An 18,261-nucleotide genomic window follows, 5' to 3' on the forward strand; every position below is an offset into this window, starting at 1 on the left:
CACGCTAGCACTCATGGTTTTCATTTTTTCGACAGGGGTCGCCTGGAGTCACATCTTCCTGTTCTGCAGTTAGGAATCAGGGAAAATCCTTCATCACCTTGACCGCCCATGACCCGGGAAGCTGAACTCTTCGAGGCCGGGTGCCCTTTTTTCCTCGCTTGACCAACGACCCGTTTTTTTCAAAAGAAAAGGGAGGGCTTCCATGCCCTCCCCTGCGCTTTACACGCGTCTGCGAACGTACTGATCAGGACCTCAAGTGGCGAGAATGAAGTCTGCGGCCGTTATGGTTGTCGCATCGGCCACTCCGACCAGGCGGATGGATTCAGCGCCTGCGGAGCTGATCAAGGTATCCGCACCGACATCGGTGATGATGACGTTGCCGACAAAGGTCACAGCATTGACGCCGAACGAGGAAATATCGAGCCGATCCTGGCCTCCTGCCGCGTCGGCATCGAAGCCGATGATCTGATCGGCCCCGAAGCCCGCTGCGAACACGAAGATATCGTTGCCGCTGCTGGCAACCAGGGTGTCGTTGCCGGCACCACCTGTGACCCTGTTATTGCCAGTACCGCCATCGATAAAGTCATCACCGATCCCTCCCAACAAGGTGTCGTTAGCGTCACCACCGAACAGCGTGTCGTTGCCTGCTCCACCGTTCAAGACATCCACCCCGCTTCCGCCGTTGAGGGTGTCGTTGCCGCCACCACCATTGAGGGTGTCATTACCCACCCCGCCGTTGATGACGTTATCCAACCCGTTACCGTTGCCGACGAAGTTGCCGACTCCGGTGTAGGTCAGATTCTCGACCTCAGCGCCCAGCGTGTAGCTGGCCAGCGACGTCCGCACGGTGTCCGTACCGCCACCGGCGACCTCGACCACGACGTCTGCGGCTGCATCGACAACGTAGGTATCGTTGCCGGCGCCCCCCACCAACCGGTCGGCACCTGCACCGCCGTTGAGGGTGTCGTTGCCGACCCCGCCGGTGATGGTGTTGGCCAGCGCGTTACCGGTACCGGTGAAGTTACCGGCTCCCGTATAGGTCAGGCTCTCGACGTTGGCGCCGAGCAGGTAGGTGGTCAGGCTGGTTTGCACCAGATCGGTACCAGCACCCAGCGCCTCGGTGACAAGGTCACCGACGTTGTCGACCACAAAGGTGTCGTTGCCGAGACCGCCGCTCATGGCATCCGCGCCGAGCCCGCCGTTGAGGGTGTCGTTGCCGTCCTCGCCATTGAGGACGTCATTGTCGTCGCCGCCATTGAGGATGTCGTTGCCAGTGCCGCCCAACAACTGGTCGATACCGGCGAGGCCATTGAGCGTATCGTTCCCGCCCAGGCCAAGCAGCACATCGTTAGCCGCGGTGCCGGTGAGGATGTTTGCCAAGGCATCGCCCTGCAGTACCACGCCTTGTGCCACAACCACCGCCGCCGTCGCCGCAGAAGTCACCGACTCCAGCGTGCCGAAGGCATCGGTGTAGCGCACGATCACCCGCAGTTGCAGATTGGCCTGCGCCGCACCGGGGGTGAAGGTCGCAGCAGTCGCGCCGTTGATGTCGGTGAAGGACGTGCCGACCCCTTGCTGCCACTGGAAGCTGAAGGTGCCCAGCCCGTCCGGATCGGCAATCCCACCCGTCAGCGCGGTCAGCACCTGCCCTTGATCCGGAGTCGTATCGCTGATCAGCAACGCGCCTGTCGGTGCATCGTTGACGTTGGCCACCGGCCCCAGGATGTTGGACGCAACGCTTTCCGCCGCACCGAAGTCATCCACATAACCGATCAACACGCGCACTGCCTGGCCGACTTGAGCCTGGCCAAGCGCGAACGTACTGGCAGTTGCGCCGACAATGTTGACGAAGCCGGTCCCGCTGTTCGCCTGCCATTGGTAGGTGAACTGCGGATTGCTCAGGCCATCGACGTCGATGATGCTCGCCGGATTGGCGGTCAACACCTGGTTCTGCACTGCAAGCCCGGTAACGGTCGGCCCTTGGGTCGGTGCATCGTTGACGTTGTCCACCGGCCCCAGGATGTTCGACGCAACGCTTTCGGCCACTCCGAAGTTATCCACGTAACCGATGACTACGCGCACTTCCTGGCCGACCTGGGCCTGGCCAAGCGCGAACGTGCTGGCGGTAGCACCGGCGATGTTGACGAAGCCGAGCCCGTCGTTCGCCTGCCACTGGTAGCTGAACTGCGTCGTGCTCACGCCATCGGCGTCGATGATGCTCGCCGGGTCAGCGGTCAACAGCTGGTTCTGTACGGCAAGCCCGGTTACGGTCGGCCCTTCGGTCGGCGTACTGTTCCCGGACGAATCGACGATCTCCAGCGTGCCCTTGGCATCCTGATACACCGCACGGACACGGATGTTCAGGCCCGCCACATCGTCCGTCACCCGGTAGGTGCTGCCGGTGGCACGCGATGCCTCGCCAGCGGCGATGACGGTGATGTCTTCATAGATGCCTGAACCCGCGATGTTCTCGACCTGCCAGTAGTAAGCCACCGCCCCGGTAATCGCACCGGTCGGGTTGGCCACACTCTGGCTGTCCGCGTCCCGTACCGCCTGCCCGCTGACGCGCAGCAACTGGCCGGCAACCGGCGTTTCGTCACGCAGGCCGGTGCCAGCATCGAGGATTGCCAGATGACCCGACGGGTCGCTGTTTTGCGCGGTGCCCACGCCGGACGACTGCGCCCCGTCAGCGAACTGCAGACGCTCGATACCCGTCAAGCGATCGACACCATCACGCCCCGCTACCGAGTCGGTCACAATGACCGTGTCGCCATCGATCTCGATTCCGTATTCCCCCAGGTTACCGGAGAAAAACGCGGTGTCGAAGCTGTCATCGCCGCTCAGGATCTCCCGCACGATGACCAACTGGCCCGGGTTGTAAGTACCGTTCAGCATAAACGGCACCAAGGGTTCCATACTGTCGAACGTGGCGATCTCCTCGCCGGTGCCATCGGCATTTTCCCGTACGCTGATGCGCACGTTCAGCCACTTGTCACCATCGATGATGTCGTCACCACCGCGACCTTCGATCAGGTCGCTGCCGCTGCCGCCGAGGATGATGTTGCCGCCGTCGAAGTACGTCGCCCCGTCTACCAGCAAGTCAGCCAGCCCGTTGATCAGGTTGATGTTGGTCAGCACACTGCCGGTTGCACCCGCAGTGGGCAGCGATGTGGCATCTTCGTTATCACCGCGCAGGAAGTCACCGTGCGAGGAACCCGACAAACCTTCCATGATGTCGAAACGCACCAGCGCTGAAGCACCCGAACCCGGCATCGATGGAACATCGAAGAAGCGTTCGGTGTAGTCGATGGTCACGCCTTGGGCGAGCCCCTTGAAGGTCGCCCAGTCATAGCCGGAGCCGCCGATATAGCGGTCACCCATGCCGAGACTGCCGACCATGATGTCGTCACCGCCTTCACCGTTGAACTTATCGTTCTCGTTACCGCCGATGAACACATCGTGACCGATCACCGGATCATTGCCAGCCGGGTCGAAGTTGTCGCCAGGTGCACCGTCCGACGTGCCCTTTTCGATCCAGTCGTCGCCTTCGTTACCCATGTCCTGTTCGTTGGCTTTGCTGCCCAGGATGAAGTCGTTGCCTTGGCCACCAATGGCTTCGGAAGCGTCCTCGCCGGTCACGATGAAGTCATTGCCGAACCCGCCAATGATCAGGTTGACGCCGTTGCCGCCGTGCAACACGTCGTTGCCGTCACCACCCTGGATGTTATCGTCGCCACCGGCGTCAGTGATGATGTCGTCGCCGGCGCCACCGCGCAGTTGGTCGTTGCCGTCACCACCTTCGATGCGGTCGTTGCCGCCGTCACCCCAGACCGTGTCGTCCCCTTCACTCGAGACGAGGATGTCTGCGCTGTTGGTGCCGCCCAGCACGATGTGCTCTGCACCGGTGTACTTGATGTAGTGAGTGTCCGGCCCGTCGGTCAGCGGGTTGTCGCGGAACACCACCTGCTCGCCGTTTTCGCCAAGCGGATCGGCATTGCCCAGGCCATCGTTGTACTGCTTGGTCTTGTCCACTTCCAGATAGAACCCGGGGTCCGAGAACACCAGGCCCGGCAAGTGCGTCGCCGAGGTGTTGGCCATGATCAACTTGGCGAACGAGTTGCTTTCCAGTTCGGCGTTCATCGACAGGCCAGAGGTACGTTCCAGGTAGTAGAAGCGGTCGCCGTCCTGGAGTTTTTCCATCTGGTTCTCGAACACGAAGTTGAAGGTCGAGCCGAGCATGCCGCCGAACGGGGTTTTCGCTTCGGCCAGGCCGCCGATCCACAGGTCGATCGCATCGACGCCCGTGATCGTCACCCCCTTCAGATCGTCAGCGGTCCCCTGCACCCCATCCTTGCCGGCGCGCGTCACGTTGGCCCAGGTACCGCTGCTGTTGAGGAAGTCCAGGCGGTCGGACGGCGCATCATCACCCCCCAATACCAGCGCCAAGGCTGCAGCGCGTTTGCCTTCCAGCGTGGTCGCCGCCAGGACGGTGCCATGGGTGCCATAGGCCGCGATGAAGTTGATCAGCGACTCCGGATGCTTGAGGTGCTGCACCAGGTCGACCCAACTGCTGTACGGCTTGAGTTGGGTATCACCGGTCTGGCTGTAGATGTCGCGGCGAATCGCGTTGAGCGAGGGAATCCCCACGTCGCGGCCACGGGCGATGTTGATCGCCGGCAGGTCCAGCGGCAGGCCGAGCAAGTTATTGCGCAGCGCCTCAGTGACGAACTCATCGATTTCGTTACCGGCCTGGCGCGTCACCCCACGCACGATCGCACTGGTCGCATCCTCTGGCGTCACCCCGCTGGCGGCATACGCCAACGGATTGAGGAACGCCGCGATCAAGCCCAGTTGCTGATCGGGATCAGCGCTGTTCGGATCGCCAATCACGTTGAAGTCGACGTCGTATCGATCGACCGTCTCGGTCAGCATCGAGTGGCCGAACCGGTAAACGGTGTGGGCGAACTCGGCGACGATCGAGGCATCGAGGTCGACGTCATAGACCTGGGTCGGCGCGAAGAACAGGTCGACCCTGGGCTGGATGGTGCGCGCAAACTCCTCGAACACCAGGTGCTGATACTGCATCTCGGTGCCGAACTTGGCAGCCTGGAACAGCCGTTCGCCATTCCACACCAGTGCATCGATCTCGGCCTGGGTGGCTGGCAACGCATCCACCGGAGTGAGCAACCACTCGTTGAGGAAGGCCACGTCAGCCGAATCGAGTACGGTGTCCTTGGTCTGCGCGACCAGCCGATTGTGCTCGGCGTGGAAGATCGCATGCACCGCGGTCAGGCCGATGTTCTCGTTGACCCGGCCGTCGCCGGCGATGTAGTGCGCATCCAGCAACTCGTTGTCGTAAGCCAGATTGGCCCCGGTCTGCGGATTGGATGGCACCACGTTGCCAATGTCGTCATCGACATCGGGAACCAGCACACCAGCGCTGAACACCGGCGCTGCATTGTGGGCAATGTCGGCGAGGAACTGGTGACCGGTGCGCACTGCATTGACCAGGCTGATAGGGGCTAGCGGATTGCCTTCGACGAGGACGTCATCAGCGGTGCCGCCAAGCCCGTCAGCCCCTTTCATCACGACCATCGGGAAGCCGTTCGGCCCCTTGATGAAATTGCCATAGGCGTCGGTCGCCAACAGCGGGCCGTTCTCGACGTCGGCATCGGTCAGGCGGATACCCAGGACATCGTTGGCTTGCGCCTTGACCACTTTCCAGGTCGCCATGCCACCGATTTCGGTGTCGTCAGCGGTACCGTACTTGCCATCCGCCCCCAGGTCACGGTTAGTGATCAGCCGGCCGGTCGCGATGGGGCCGTCTTCGGTCAGTACATACCCGCGCAGGAACACCTGGTGCGACGGATGCGAGCTGTAGGTCTGGTTCTGGTCCACGAACGGCGTGGTGGTGTTGGTGTGCTCATGGATGTCGTCGGCCGTGCCGAGAACGCCATCCGCCCCTGGCTGGTTGGTCGCGCGGGTCATCACCATGAAATTGGTGTTGCCGCCTGGCACGTACAGCGGATCATCCGGTTGCAGCGGGATGAAGACGGTGCCCGAGCCCCCCTTGGTGACCAGGTCCAACCCATGATCGAAGAATTGCCCGAAGAAGGTCATCCAGGCATTGAACGGCGCGGACAACCCCGCATCCGCCGCGGTGTTCTCGAACAGGTACACATCGTGGTCGTCGCCAGTACCGAACTGACCGTCCATGCCCGGGCTGGCGACAATCCGTACGCCATCCTTGAGTACGTCGTCGTTGCCATCCGCGCCGAAGTTGAGCACGCCGTCGGCACCCGGGTCGTAAGCCGTGGCATAGGCCGCCGGGTTGTTCGATGTCTGGTCGACGATCAGGTTGCTGATGGTGCGCGGCTGCGAGTCAATCACCAAGCCGCTGTTCTGCGCATAAGACGTTCCCGATTGCGCCGGATTGAAGACCGGATCGCTCACGCGCGGAAAGGTGTTATCGGCGGCACCAAACTCGGTGTTGTTGATGCCGTTGAGGTTCATCAGGTTATTGTTCGACCCGTCGACCGCACGCAGGCCCAACGGTGCGCGGATGTTCGGGATCAGCGAGAGGATGTCCTGCCCGGACGCGTCAGCCTCGGCAATCTTGATCTGATCAAGGATGAAATTGAGGTCGGAGCGCACCATGTGAAGGCCTTCGCCACCGGCCGTGGCATCGACGACAGGTACCTGTGCAGTCGGCACGACCGGCGCCCCGGCAACCACCGCGGCAGTTGGCTGCGAGAACACCACTTCAGTCGTGCCATGACCATCCTGGTAGATCGCCTTGACACGCAACGACAACCCGGCGAGGTCAGGCGAAACCTTGAAGGCGGTGCCATCGGCACTCTGGAACGCCAGGTCGCCGGCCGGCAACAGGATGATGTCCTCGAACACACCGCTCCCCGGATCCGCCTCGAACTGCCAGAAGTAGGACACCGAGGCGTTGTTGATAAACCCCTGGAGATTGCCCACCGAGACGTTGTTGGCATCGCGCACCCCGGCCATGCTGACACTCAGCGTGTCGCCCACCGTTATCGCGCCGCCGTTGCCATCGCTGAGGGTCGGTCTGCCAACCGGTTGAGCGTTGAGTCCTTGCACCAGCACTCGCTGGGTATCGGCAAACTGCAGGCGTTCAATATGCAGCAGCGTATCGGTGCCGTCGCGACCGGCTACGGTGTCTGTCACCGTCCAGACATCGTCCGCCAGATTGGCCGTGCCGCGGGTGTCCTGGGTCACCACATATTCAGACTGGACCCCGGAAAATATGGCGGTGTCGAAGGCCGACCCGCCCGTCGAGGTGCCGGGCAGGATTTCCCGCACGGCCTTGAGCTGCCCCGGGTTATAGGTGCGGTCGAGCATGAACGGGATCATATCGACCATGCTGTCGAAGCTGGCGATCTCGGGCCCGGTATGGTTGACGTCGTCGGCGCCATACACCGCAATTCTCACGTTGATCCATTTGTCGCCATCGATCAGATCATCGCCTCCGCGGCCTTCGATCAGGTCACTGCCATTGCCACCGAGGATGATGTTGCCCGTGGCAAAACCGGTGGTTGGCAAGCCGGCATCGGCCAGAAACTGCTCCAGGCCGCGAATCAACGCCACATTGGTCAGCGCACTGCCCGTGGTTCCACCGTGGTTGATGATGGTGTCCGCATCCACATCATCGCCTTTGAGCACGTCGGCAAATTTCGAACCGGACAAGCCTTCGACTTCGGCAAAACGGTCGAGAATCGAGGCCGGCGAGGCTCCGACCGGATTGAACACCCCGGCGTTTTGATTTGGCGCGTTACCGTGTGGCTGCGCCAGCGCGGCCAAGGACAGGTCAACGGTCACGCCGACCCTGTCATTCTTGTAGGTCACCCAGTCGAAACCGGACATGCCGTCCATCTTGTCCTGGGCATCGCTGCCGACAAAGATGTCATCGCCACCCTCGCCGATCATTTCGTCGAAGCCACCGCCACCGACAAAGATGTCGTTGCCGATCGTATCGTCAGTGAGCAACGGCGCGAAATTATCGCCAGGTGCACCGTCCTGGGTGCCCTTCTCGATCCAGTCGTCACCTTCGTTGCCGGTAGGTGGCAGATTGGTCTTGGCACCGAGGATGAAATCGTCACCCTGGCCACCGAAGGTGGTGGTGATGTCTTCGGTGGTGACGATGAAGTCCTGGCCATCGCCCCCCAGGATCAGGTTGCCTCCAGCCAGCATGCTACCGGCGATGATCACATCGTTACCGGCGTTGCCTTCCAGGCGGTTGTCGCCGAACGAATCGGTGATGATGTCATCGCCCGCGCCGCCGAGTACCGCGTCATTGCCGGCACCGCCTTCGAGGCGATCGTTGCCGCCGTCGCCGTAAAGGGTGTCATCGCCTTCGCCGGAGATGATGATGTCATTGCCGGCAGTGCCGCCCAGCACGACATGGTCTTCACCGGTGTACTGCAGATAGTTACTGTCCAGCCCTTCGGTGTCGGGATTGTCGCGGATCACCAGCGGCACGATTTCCACACCGTTGATCATGATGCCGCCAGTCGGATCGGCTTTGCCGTCCACGCCCAGGTTGGTGAACTGATTGGCCTGATTGACTTCGAGGGTGAACGTCGGCGTCAGGAACACGGTGTTCGACAGGTGGGTAACATCGCTGTTGAGCATGATCAGTTTGGCAAAGGAGTTGTTCTCAAGCTCAGTGCCGAAGTTCAGGCCTGCGACGCGCGACAGGTAGTAGAAGCGGTCGCCGTTCTGCAACGCCTCCATCTGGGTTTCAAAGACGAAGTTGAACGTCGAGCCGAGCATGCCGCCGAACGGCATCTTCTGCTCGGCGAGGCCACCGACCCAGAAGTCGATGTCGTCCACACCGGTGGTGGTGACGCCATTGACCATGGCGTAGATGCCCGTACTGTTAAGGAATGCCAGGCGATCGGCCAGATTGGCGGTAAAGGTACGCTCTTCGGCAGTACCCGCGTTGATCACCGCGCTGCCACCAAACACCAGGGCCGCGGCGACCGCACGCATTTCGACCAGCGTATCCACATCGGCCGCGATCAATGCGCTGTGGGTGCCGAAAGCGGCGATGAAGTTGACCAGGGATTCGGGGTGCTTGAGGTGGTCCGCAAAGTCAGACCAACTGATGTACGGCGTGAGTTGGCTGTCGCCGGTGGCTGCGTACATCTCACGGCGCGCTTCATTCAACGTGGGAATGCCAGTGTCGCGACCGCGCGCCAGGTTAAGGGCCGGCAAATCGAGCGGCAGGCCGAGCAGGTTGTTGCGCAACGCTTCGGTGACAAATTCGTCGATCTCGTTGCCCAGCTGGCGGGTCGCACCGCGAATGATCGCCCCTGCCGCTTCGTCCGATGTCGCTCCGCTGCCGGCGAACGCCAGCGGATTGAGGAAGGCCGCGATCAGCCCCATTTGCGAGTCCGGGTTGTTCGGGTCAGTGAGGAGCGGATTGAACTCAGGGTCGAAGCGATCGACGGTTTCGGTCAGCATCGAGTGACCGAAGCGGTACACCACGTGGGCGAACTCGGCGAGGATGGCCGGGTTGATCGAGGTGTCATAACCGTTGGGGGCAAGAAATTCGTCGACCTGCGGCTGAATGGTCCGCGCGAACTCCTCGAACACCAGGTGCTGATACTGCATCTCGGTACCGAACTTGGCGGCCTGGAACAGGCGTTCGCCGTCCCATACCAACGCTGCGATATCGGCTGGGGTCGTCGGTATCGCGGTCACATCGTCCGCCAGCCACTCATTGAGGAAAGCCAGGTCGCCGGCAGCAAGAATGGTGTCCTTGGATTGCTGGACCAGGCGGTTGTGCTCGGCGTGGAACACATGGTGCACAGCAGTCAGGCCGATGTTCTCGTTCACCCGGCCGTCGCCGGCAATGTAGTGGGCGTCGAGCAGTTCGTTGTCATAGGTCAGGTTGTTGCCGCCGGGGCCAACGTCCTGCGCATTGCCGATAGCGGTGTCGGCATCTGCCTGCAGCACCCCGCCAACAACGACCGGCGCGGCATTGTGGGCGATGTCGTCGAGGAAGGCATGCCCGGTGCTCACGGCATTGGCCAGGCTGATCGGCGCATCCCGATTGCCTTCGACCAGTTGCGTGACGTCATCAGCCGTCCCGCCGATACCGTCGGCACCGTTACTGACGCGCATCACCACCTGCGGCATGCCGCTCGGTCCGCGGATGAAGTTGCCATACGCATCGGTTGCCAGCAGCGGCACGCTGTGCACATCGGCATCGGTCAGGTTGATCCCGAGAATGTCGCGGGCCTGGGCCTTGACCACTGCCCAGGTCGCCATGCCGCCATTTTCGCCATTGCCATCATCGGCCGTGCCGAACTTGCCATCGGCGCCGAGATCACGGTTGGTAATCAAGCGGCCCGTTGCAATAGGGTTGCCTGCCGCGTTGAGGGCGTACTCACGCAGGAACACCTGATGCGAGGGGTGCGAGCTGTAGGTTTGGCTCTGGTCCACGAACGGCGAGGTGGTGTTGGTCTGGCCATCATCGGCAGTGCCGACGATTCCGTCCGCGCCAGCGGAATGCACTGCACGTGACAGCACCATGAAGTTGGTGGGGCTGCCCGGTACGAACAACGGATCGTCCGGCTGCAGCGGAACAAACACGAAGTCGGTACTGCTCTTGGTGACCAGGTCGAGGCCGTGGTCGAAGAACTGGCCAAAGAAGGTCATCCACGAGTTGAAGCCGGCGGTCAGGCCAGCATCAGGTGACACGTTGGGAATGAAAAACACTTCCTTGTCGTCGGCCGTGCCGAACACCCCATCCAGACCGGGGCTGATCACCGGGTCGGCACCGCCATTCGCCGCCACCGCGGCCGGGTTGTTGGCGGTCTGGTCGACGATCAGGTTACTGATTATCCGTGGCTGCGGGTCGACCACATTCCCTGACGCGGCATAGGCCGCCCGATACTGGGCATCAAGCAGGCGCAGGAAGGAATTGTCCGCGGCGCCAAACTCGGTTTGCCCGGCGACCAGGTTGTTGTAGCTGCCATCGACGGTGCGCAGGCCGAATGGCACTTGGCTGTTGGGCAGCAAATCACTGAGGCTGGTGCCGTCGGCGTGCGCCTCCGCGATGAAGATTTGCTTGAGTATGAATTCCAGGTCCGACTTGTTGAAATTGGCCATTTTTATTGTCCTCGATCTCTCTGGGGGAAAGGCACAGGACGAAACAATCCTCCCACGCCCAGTCAGGTGCTGGCTTGCGAAGTTCGTTGGTTCAGTTGCAGGGCGAGAGCAGGCGTGGGTTAGGCAAAGCCGTCCCCCGGCGCCCGTGAAATGCGCGCCTGGAATTCGCGAAATGGATGGGTCGCCGAGCGATCAGGCAGAGCGATCCCGAGCTGTGGGTGGGCCATGGAATTGGGAAGTCGAAGTGAACTTCCTGAACGACTGTGTCACTTCGCAAAAGATCAAATGGATCGACATGTTTGCTCCCTCGGGAAAATCACCGCCTTGCAATGCCAAAGTTTTGGCTGGCTTCCGGGGGGCGATCTTTGAACATGACTAAAGTTCCATAGCAAAAAACTGTCAATATTACGCCGCAAAAACAGACGACCGGCATTGGAAATGCCAACCTACTGTTATTAAAGGATATATAGGAAATGCTAAGCAATATTAGAGCGAAATGTTATTTAAAACTGTATCGCTAGAGAAACAAACGCCACCTACGCTGCTGCATGTGAATTACAAAAAAAAACGACTGCTCAAGCCGACGAGTTACCTGGAGATCTACATCTATCTGATAGTCAATCACATTTACCGGTAGCGGGTGCGCCGAATGGCCAACCTGGCTTTTCGGTGGGGAGGACGCAAATGCAAAAGCAGTCGAGCACTCGCTCAGAACTGTCCGACGCGATATTTCGCCTGCGCCGCAGTTTTTACTCGCTGGCAGCGTTCAGTGGCGTTATCAACGTCATGATGTTGACGCCAGCGGTGTACATGCTGCAGGTCTACGATCGGGCCCTGGTCAGTCGCAATGTCACAACATTGACGATGTTGACCTTGCTGGTGATAGGGCTGTTCCTGCTGATGTCCACACTGGAAATGGTCCGCACCCGTGTACTGATCCGGGTCGGCAACTGCCTCGACATGGACCTTAACCGGCGCATCTTCACCGCTGCTTTCGAGCGCAACCTGAGCCGCGCCGGCGGCAATCCGGCCCAGGCCCTGCAGGATCTCTCGCAAGTTCGCCAGTTTCTCACCGGCAATGGCCTGTTCGCTTTCTTCGATGCGCCATGGACGCCGATCTACCTGCTGGTCGCCTATCTGATCCACCCGCTGCTCGGACTGATCACACTGATCGGCTCGCTGATTTTGGTAGGCCTGGCTTATCTCACCGAGAAGGCGACGCAAAAGCCACTGGCCGAAGCCAACCAGGCCGCCCTCTCCTCCGCCACTTACGCCAACAATAACCTGCGCAATGCCGAAGTCATCGAGGCCATGGGCATGCTGCCGTCGATCAGCAAGCGCTGGTACCAAAGCCATTTGCGCATACTGGAAATGCAGACCCTGGCCTCCGACCGCGCCGCCCTCATCAGCAGCACCGGGCGCTTCGTGCGTATCACGTTGCAGTCGCTGATCCTCGGCGCCGGCGCGCTGCTGGCGATCGAAGGCAAGATCACCCCGGGGATGATGATTGCCTGTTCGATCCTCACCGGCCGCGCACTGGGTCCGGTGGAACAGGTTATCGGGTCATGGAAGCAACTGCTCGGTTGCCGTTCGGCCTGGGGCCGGCTCAACGAGATGCTGCACGACTATCCGCGCCGACCACCGAGCATGCCATTACAGCGTCCGCTGGGCATGCTGGCGGTGGAGAATGTGTATGCCGGTGCCCCCGCCACCAACAACACAATCCTGCGCGGAGTGAGTTTCAGCCTTGCCCACGGCGAAAGCCTTGGCGTGATCGGCCCATCCGCCTCGGGCAAATCCACCCTCGCCCGCCTGCTGGTTGGCGTCTGGCCGGCGCAGGCCGGCAAAGTACGCCTGGATGGCGCGGACATATTCAGTTGGAACAAGGGGGAACTTGGCCCCTGGCTCGGCTACCTGCCACAGGACGTAGAGCTGTTCGAAGGCACCATCGCCGACAATATTGCGCGCTTTGGCGAAGTGGACAGCGACGCGGTCATTCGCGCTGCCAGGAGCACTGGCGTGCACGAGATGATCCTGCGCTTTGCCCAGGGTTATGACACTCGACTGGGCACCGATGGCAGCCCGCTGTCGGGTGGCCAGAAGCAACGCATCGCGTTGGCCCGCGCACTGTATGGCGAGCCCAACCTGATCGTGCTGGATGAGCCTAACGCCAACCTCGACGACGTCGGCGAAAAGGCCCTGGTCGATGCCCTGGCCGAACTCAAGGCCCGCGGTGCCACCGTCATTCTGATCTCCCACCGTCCCAACGTACTGTGCGCCGTCGACAAGGTACTGATGCTGCGTGACGGCGGCGTGCAGATGCTCGGCACGCGTGACGAAGTATTCGCAGCGCTGCGCAAGGCCAGTGTGATGCCTGCAGGCGCGCCGACCCCGCTGGCCTCCGTCAAAGCACGGGAGTGACCGATCATGCAGATGAGCCAACACACCGAGATGATTCAAGCCGATCCCAGGAGCGTGGTAGACCTGGACGTCAGTAAGCCCGCGCGCTGGGGCGTGTGGCTGGTGCTTGCCGGCTTCGGCGGCTTCCTCCTGTGGTCCTGGCTGGCGCCGCTGGATGCCGGCGTGGTGGCGACTGGCACGGTCAAAGTCACCAGCAACCGCAAAGCCGTGCAGCATTTGAGTGGCGGCACTGTGGAGGCCATTCTCGTTCGCGAAGGCGATGTGGTGACCAAGGGCCAGGAGCTGGTGCGCCTCGACTCGTTACGTGCCGCTGCCGAACAGGGTGCGGTTGGCGCCCAGTACATCGTCAGCAAGACGGTGGAAAACCGGCTGGAAGCGGAACGTGACGCGCGCAATGTGGTGATCTTCGATCCCGAACTGCTCAAGCGCTTCGGCAATGACCACCGCCTGGTAGCCGCCATGGACCTGCAACAGCGTCTACTGGACACCCGGCGTGCCGGCCTGGCGGGTGAAATCAGCATCCTGGAGGAAAACCTGGCGGCGTCGCAGGTGCAGCTCAAGGGCCTGCAGCAGGTCTATGGCGCCCGCACCTCGCAAATCAACTTCCTCAACCAGGAACTGCAAGGCACCCGAGTTCTGGCGGCCGAAGGCTATGTGCCGCGCAACCGCTTGCTTGAGCTGGAACGCAGCAACGCCGACCTTTCGGCCGGCCAGGCCGAGAACCTCAACAACATCGCTCGCGTGCGTAGCCAGGCTACCGAAATCAAGTTGCGCATCCTGCAGCGCCAGCACGATTACCTGAAGGAAGTCGAATCACAGCTGACTGAAACCGCCAAGGAAAATACCACCCTGGCCGACCGCTTGCGCGCGCTGGACTATGAAGTGACCCACACGGTGATACGGTCGCCCATCGACGGCATGGTCCAGTCCCTGAGCATTGCCACCGTCGGGGGAGTCATTCAGCCCGGCTTCAAGATCATGGAAATCGTTCCGGTCAACGAGCCGCTGCAGGTCGACGCAATGATTCCCGTGCAGGCCATCGACAAGATGGTCCCCGGCCTGCCCGTGGATATTGCCTTCCCGGCCTTCAACCATGCCCAGACGCCAAACATTCCCGGCCGCGTGAAGACCATCTCCGCCGACCGCCTGCTCGACGAGGAAAGCAAGCAACCGTTCTATCTGGCCCAGGTGGAAGTCACTCCCGATGGCATGAGGCTGCTTGGCAGCAATCACATTCGCCCCGGCATGCCCGCCAGCGTCACCATCAAGACCGGTGAGCGCAACTTGATGAGCTATCTGCTCAAACCGATGCTCGAACGCGTGGACAGCTCCTTTAAGGAACAATGAAATGGACCGTCATTGCATAGTCTTCTGCCTGCTGGGGCTGTCCCTGCCGGCCAGCGCCATGGACCTCAAACAAGCCTGGGATCTGTTGCAGTACCAAGGCCCCATCTACCGCGCCGCCGTGCATGAAAAAGCCGCCGGCGAGGAAAACCGCGCCATCGGCAAGGCCGGCCTGCTGCCGCAGGTCAATGCCTCGGCCTACGACAACAAGGTCAATGGCACCCAACGCCAGAACGGCCTCGACAGGGATCTGGACTACGACTCCAAGGGCGCCAACGTGCGCCTGCGCCAGCCGCTGTTCAACAAACAGAAGATGGCCGAGTACCGCCAGGGCAAGCAGCGTGCCGACTACAGCGTCGCGGTGTTCGATGCCAAGAGTCAGGACGCCGCAGTGCGCTTGGCCGAGAGCTATTTCGACGTGCTCCTGGCAAGCGAAACCATCCTCCTGGCCAAATCCAAGCTGAACGCGTTCGAAGAGCAACTCGCCTCGGCGAAACGCCGCATGGAACTGGGTGCCGGCACCATCACCGACATCGACGAGTCGGTCGCTCGCCGCGATCTCGCCGAGGCTGAACTGATTGAAGCGCAGGACAACCTGGTCAATGCGCGCCGCAAGCTGGAAGAATATATAGGTGAACCCCCCGAATCGCTGACCACCCTGCAGCCGAATTTCGCTACACCGCCGCTGCTACCGAGCAATCTGCAGGACTGGCTGGTCAAAGCCCAGGCCGATAGCCCGCTGATCCATGCGCGCCGTCATAGCAGCGCCCTTGCCGAAGAAGAAGTGAAGCGCGCCAAGGCCGGCCACTGGCCCACACTGGATTTCGTCGCCGGCTATACCGCAGGCGATAGCCAGTCAATCTCAGAGTTGAATCAACGCAACCGCTACAGTTCAATCGGGCTGGAAGTCAACTTCCCGTTGTACAGCGGTGGCGGCACCAGCGCTCTGGCACGCCAGGCCAGTGCCAATAGCTACAAGGCCATGGACGAGCTCGACGCCACGCGCCAGGAAGTCATCACCGGTACCACCCGCGAGTATCAAGGCGTACAGAGCGGCGCTCAGCGTATCCACGCACTGGAGAAGGCAGTGGCGTCAAACGAACGCTCACTGGCTTCGACGCGCAAGGGCTTCAAGGAAGGAGGCACCAGCACCAACTCGGACGTGCTCAATGCCGAAGAGCTGCTCTTCGTTGCGCGCCACGATCTGTTCGAAGCAAAACTGCGCTACTTGATGTCGCGCCTGCGCCTGGCCTCTTCGGTGGGTAGCCTGGGCGACGACGATATCGACCACATCAACAACTACCTGGGCCCGGAACTGTTAGTCACCAACTGACTTTCCCCTGCGAGCTGATGGAGTGATATCGACGGCAATCCGTTGATGAGCAACATCCCGCGGGCGCTTATCGGGAAATCCGTGGATGGGATTCAAGGACCCATAAGAAAAAGTTGCTCCTGAATGCAATGCGACGTTATTGAGCTATACCCAATAGTCCCACCACCGCACTTCTTCCATTATTGGAGGTTGGCAATGAAACCCTCTCTCCCCCTGTCCGCACTGTTGATCACCGCAACGCTCTTGGGCTGTTCCAGTTCATCACACCCGTCAATGAATTTGCCCTTGGCAGCGACCCACCGCAACCCTGGTCATACGGCCACGACCACATTGACTGGCGAAGGCAATCAAACCAACTTTGATTTCTACATAACCGGCGTTCCAAACGGAACCATCTTGCCGCCGCGCCTCTACACCTTCATCAACAAGGGCAGTTGCCAGCAACCCGGGCCAGCCGCGTTCGCCATGAACGATAAGGTCAACACTGAACCCAATGCTGGCACTGGTGGCTGGACCTTCTACAGGAGCGCGCCGATAACACTGCCAGACCTGCTCTCCGGCAAGTACTCGGTTGTCGTGCGTACATCACCCGAAGATGGCAGCGCCGATATTTTCTGCGGCGATATTGCGCACGCGACTCGATGAACCACCCGTAGTCATTTTCAGCCGGCTCACGTCGGATGTGGCGATTTTTCCAGCGTGTCCACGTGGGTGTTTATCTTGCGCACAAAAATGTGGTCACCGTGCCGCAGGTCTTTGACTCGTGGCAAGACCCGCAGGAACGCTATGACCTGTTCATGAACAACTTTACCGAGCGTATCTGGACGAGGGTGCCGATCACGGACGCAATCATCAAGCTGATGAAAACCTGCGCGGATTACCCACCGCGCAAACTGCAAAGCATGGGTTATGACGGGCCGATCGAACTGTCGCAATACCCGAAATTCCAGTACGTGCGTGACGTCCTGAAAAAAGAAGGCATCAACCTGCCGCAGCCAGCGGGTAACTGCACCGTCTTGGCGTTTGCAAGCCCGCCATGGATGCCTGAGGATGCATCGGTGGGGCTGGCATCACTTGGGAAACAACAGCGTATACGCCACCCGAAATCCCCAGCCTTGTGCGCCATCTTTCGGGCTGTCTGCCCAATACCGCGGGCCCACTTGCAAGCTCATGGGCTGATGCCCCACTTTGAACAGCTGGGTGACGAAGAGGTTGATCGGCACCGACCATTCGCGGGTCTGCCAGTCATAGGTTGATTCGGTGTTAACGCCGAAGGTCGTATAGGTATGGGTGGTGTAGCTGAAGAACGGCTGCAGAAAGGTCTGGTTGATTTTTTCTTTATCGTCAGGCGGGCTGTTGTCCAGCGACCAGATGTGATTGGCCAGGATACCGCGGGTCCAGCCGTCGTTTTGTTTAAGGACGACCACGGTGGGGCCGGCCCCCCACTGTTCACCGCTCAATAGCTCATCGCTGCCGGTTGGCACCAGGATTACCGGTCCGGCCCCCCAGATCCAGCCGCTCGCGGTCGGATGCTTGGGTGAAAAAAAGAAACTCTGGGTCACATCGCCGACCCCGGACTTGTCCGCCTGCCCTCCCGGCACCAAACCGTGTTGATCGATGACTGGCAGGATGGTTCGGGAAATAAGGTTCCACTCGTCATTGAGGGTAAAAGGCAGCACCGGCTGGATGTTGGTGACGCTTTGGTAGCCCTCGCCAGTGGGCCCGAGTTTCTGGTTCCAGTTGTACTGGATGGGCACGCTGTAGAGCGCGGCCACCGGATTCAATGATTGCTTGGCCAGCTCCGCCTGGCTGTCGGCAGTTCGACCGATGTCGGGCCAAAGAATCGCCAGCGCCACGGGAATTAGGTGAAAGACTTTGCTCATCAGTAGCTCCTTCTCGATAGCGAGAATGTGCACTACCCCAGCGGTTGGACCGCCTCGATACGCAACGGCCCCGAATAGCTTAGTTCAGTTTCAAGTGGCCACGCTGACGAGTGACTGACGTGTCATGACATC

Annotated in this window: 6 protein-coding genes and 1 pseudogene; 5 read left to right on the forward strand and 2 right to left on the reverse strand. The window is 60.8% G+C overall.

The window, feature by feature from the left end; genetic code table 11:
- Positions 1-252 precede the first annotated feature (252 nt).
- The gene (locus PSUM_RS29290) at positions 253-11,148 is read right to left on the reverse strand and encodes a peroxidase family protein (RefSeq protein ID WP_083348627.1); all 10,896 of its coding nucleotides are present in this window, start codon (positions 11,146-11,148) and stop codon (positions 253-255) included.
- Positions 11,149-11,832: 684 nt separating this feature from the next.
- Between PSUM_RS29290 and PSUM_RS29300 the strand changes: the two genes are divergently transcribed.
- The 5 genes and pseudogenes from PSUM_RS29300 to PSUM_RS32515 form a co-directional block, all read left to right on the forward strand.
- Complete coding sequence (locus PSUM_RS29300; RefSeq protein WP_083348625.1) at positions 11,833-13,569, forward strand: type I secretion system permease/ATPase; 1,737 nt, start codon at positions 11,833-11,835, stop codon at positions 13,567-13,569.
- Positions 13,570-13,575: 6 nt separating this feature from the next.
- Positions 13,576-14,916, forward strand: a complete 1,341-nt coding sequence (locus tag PSUM_RS29305) for an HlyD family type I secretion periplasmic adaptor subunit (RefSeq protein WP_083348624.1) — start codon at positions 13,576-13,578, stop codon at positions 14,914-14,916.
- Between the two features lies 1 nt (position 14,917).
- The gene (locus PSUM_RS29310) at positions 14,918-16,246 is read left to right on the forward strand and encodes a TolC family outer membrane protein (RefSeq protein ID WP_033042802.1); all 1,329 of its coding nucleotides are present in this window, start codon (positions 14,918-14,920) and stop codon (positions 16,244-16,246) included.
- A 195-nt stretch (positions 16,247-16,441) separates the two neighbouring features.
- Positions 16,442-16,891 carry a hypothetical protein gene (locus PSUM_RS29315; RefSeq protein ID WP_083348623.1) on the forward strand — a complete coding sequence of 150 codons (450 nt, stop codon included), beginning with the start codon at positions 16,442-16,444 and terminating at the stop codon, positions 16,889-16,891.
- Positions 16,892-16,968: 77 nt separating this feature from the next.
- Positions 16,969-17,253, forward strand: a pseudogene (locus tag PSUM_RS32515) (arylsulfatase); the annotation flags it as partial.
- 63 nt (positions 17,254-17,316) lie between these two features.
- Here the strand turns inward: PSUM_RS32515 and PSUM_RS29325 are convergent.
- Positions 17,317-18,129 (reverse strand): hypothetical protein, encoded by an 813-nt coding sequence (locus PSUM_RS29325; protein ID WP_083348622.1) that lies wholly within the window; start codon positions 18,127-18,129, stop codon positions 17,317-17,319.
- Between the last annotated feature and the right edge of the window lie 132 nt (positions 18,130-18,261).

Origin of the sequence: Pseudomonas umsongensis, assembly GCF_002236105.1 — a bacterium.
Classification (GTDB): domain Bacteria; phylum Pseudomonadota; class Gammaproteobacteria; order Pseudomonadales; family Pseudomonadaceae; genus Aquipseudomonas; species Aquipseudomonas umsongensis.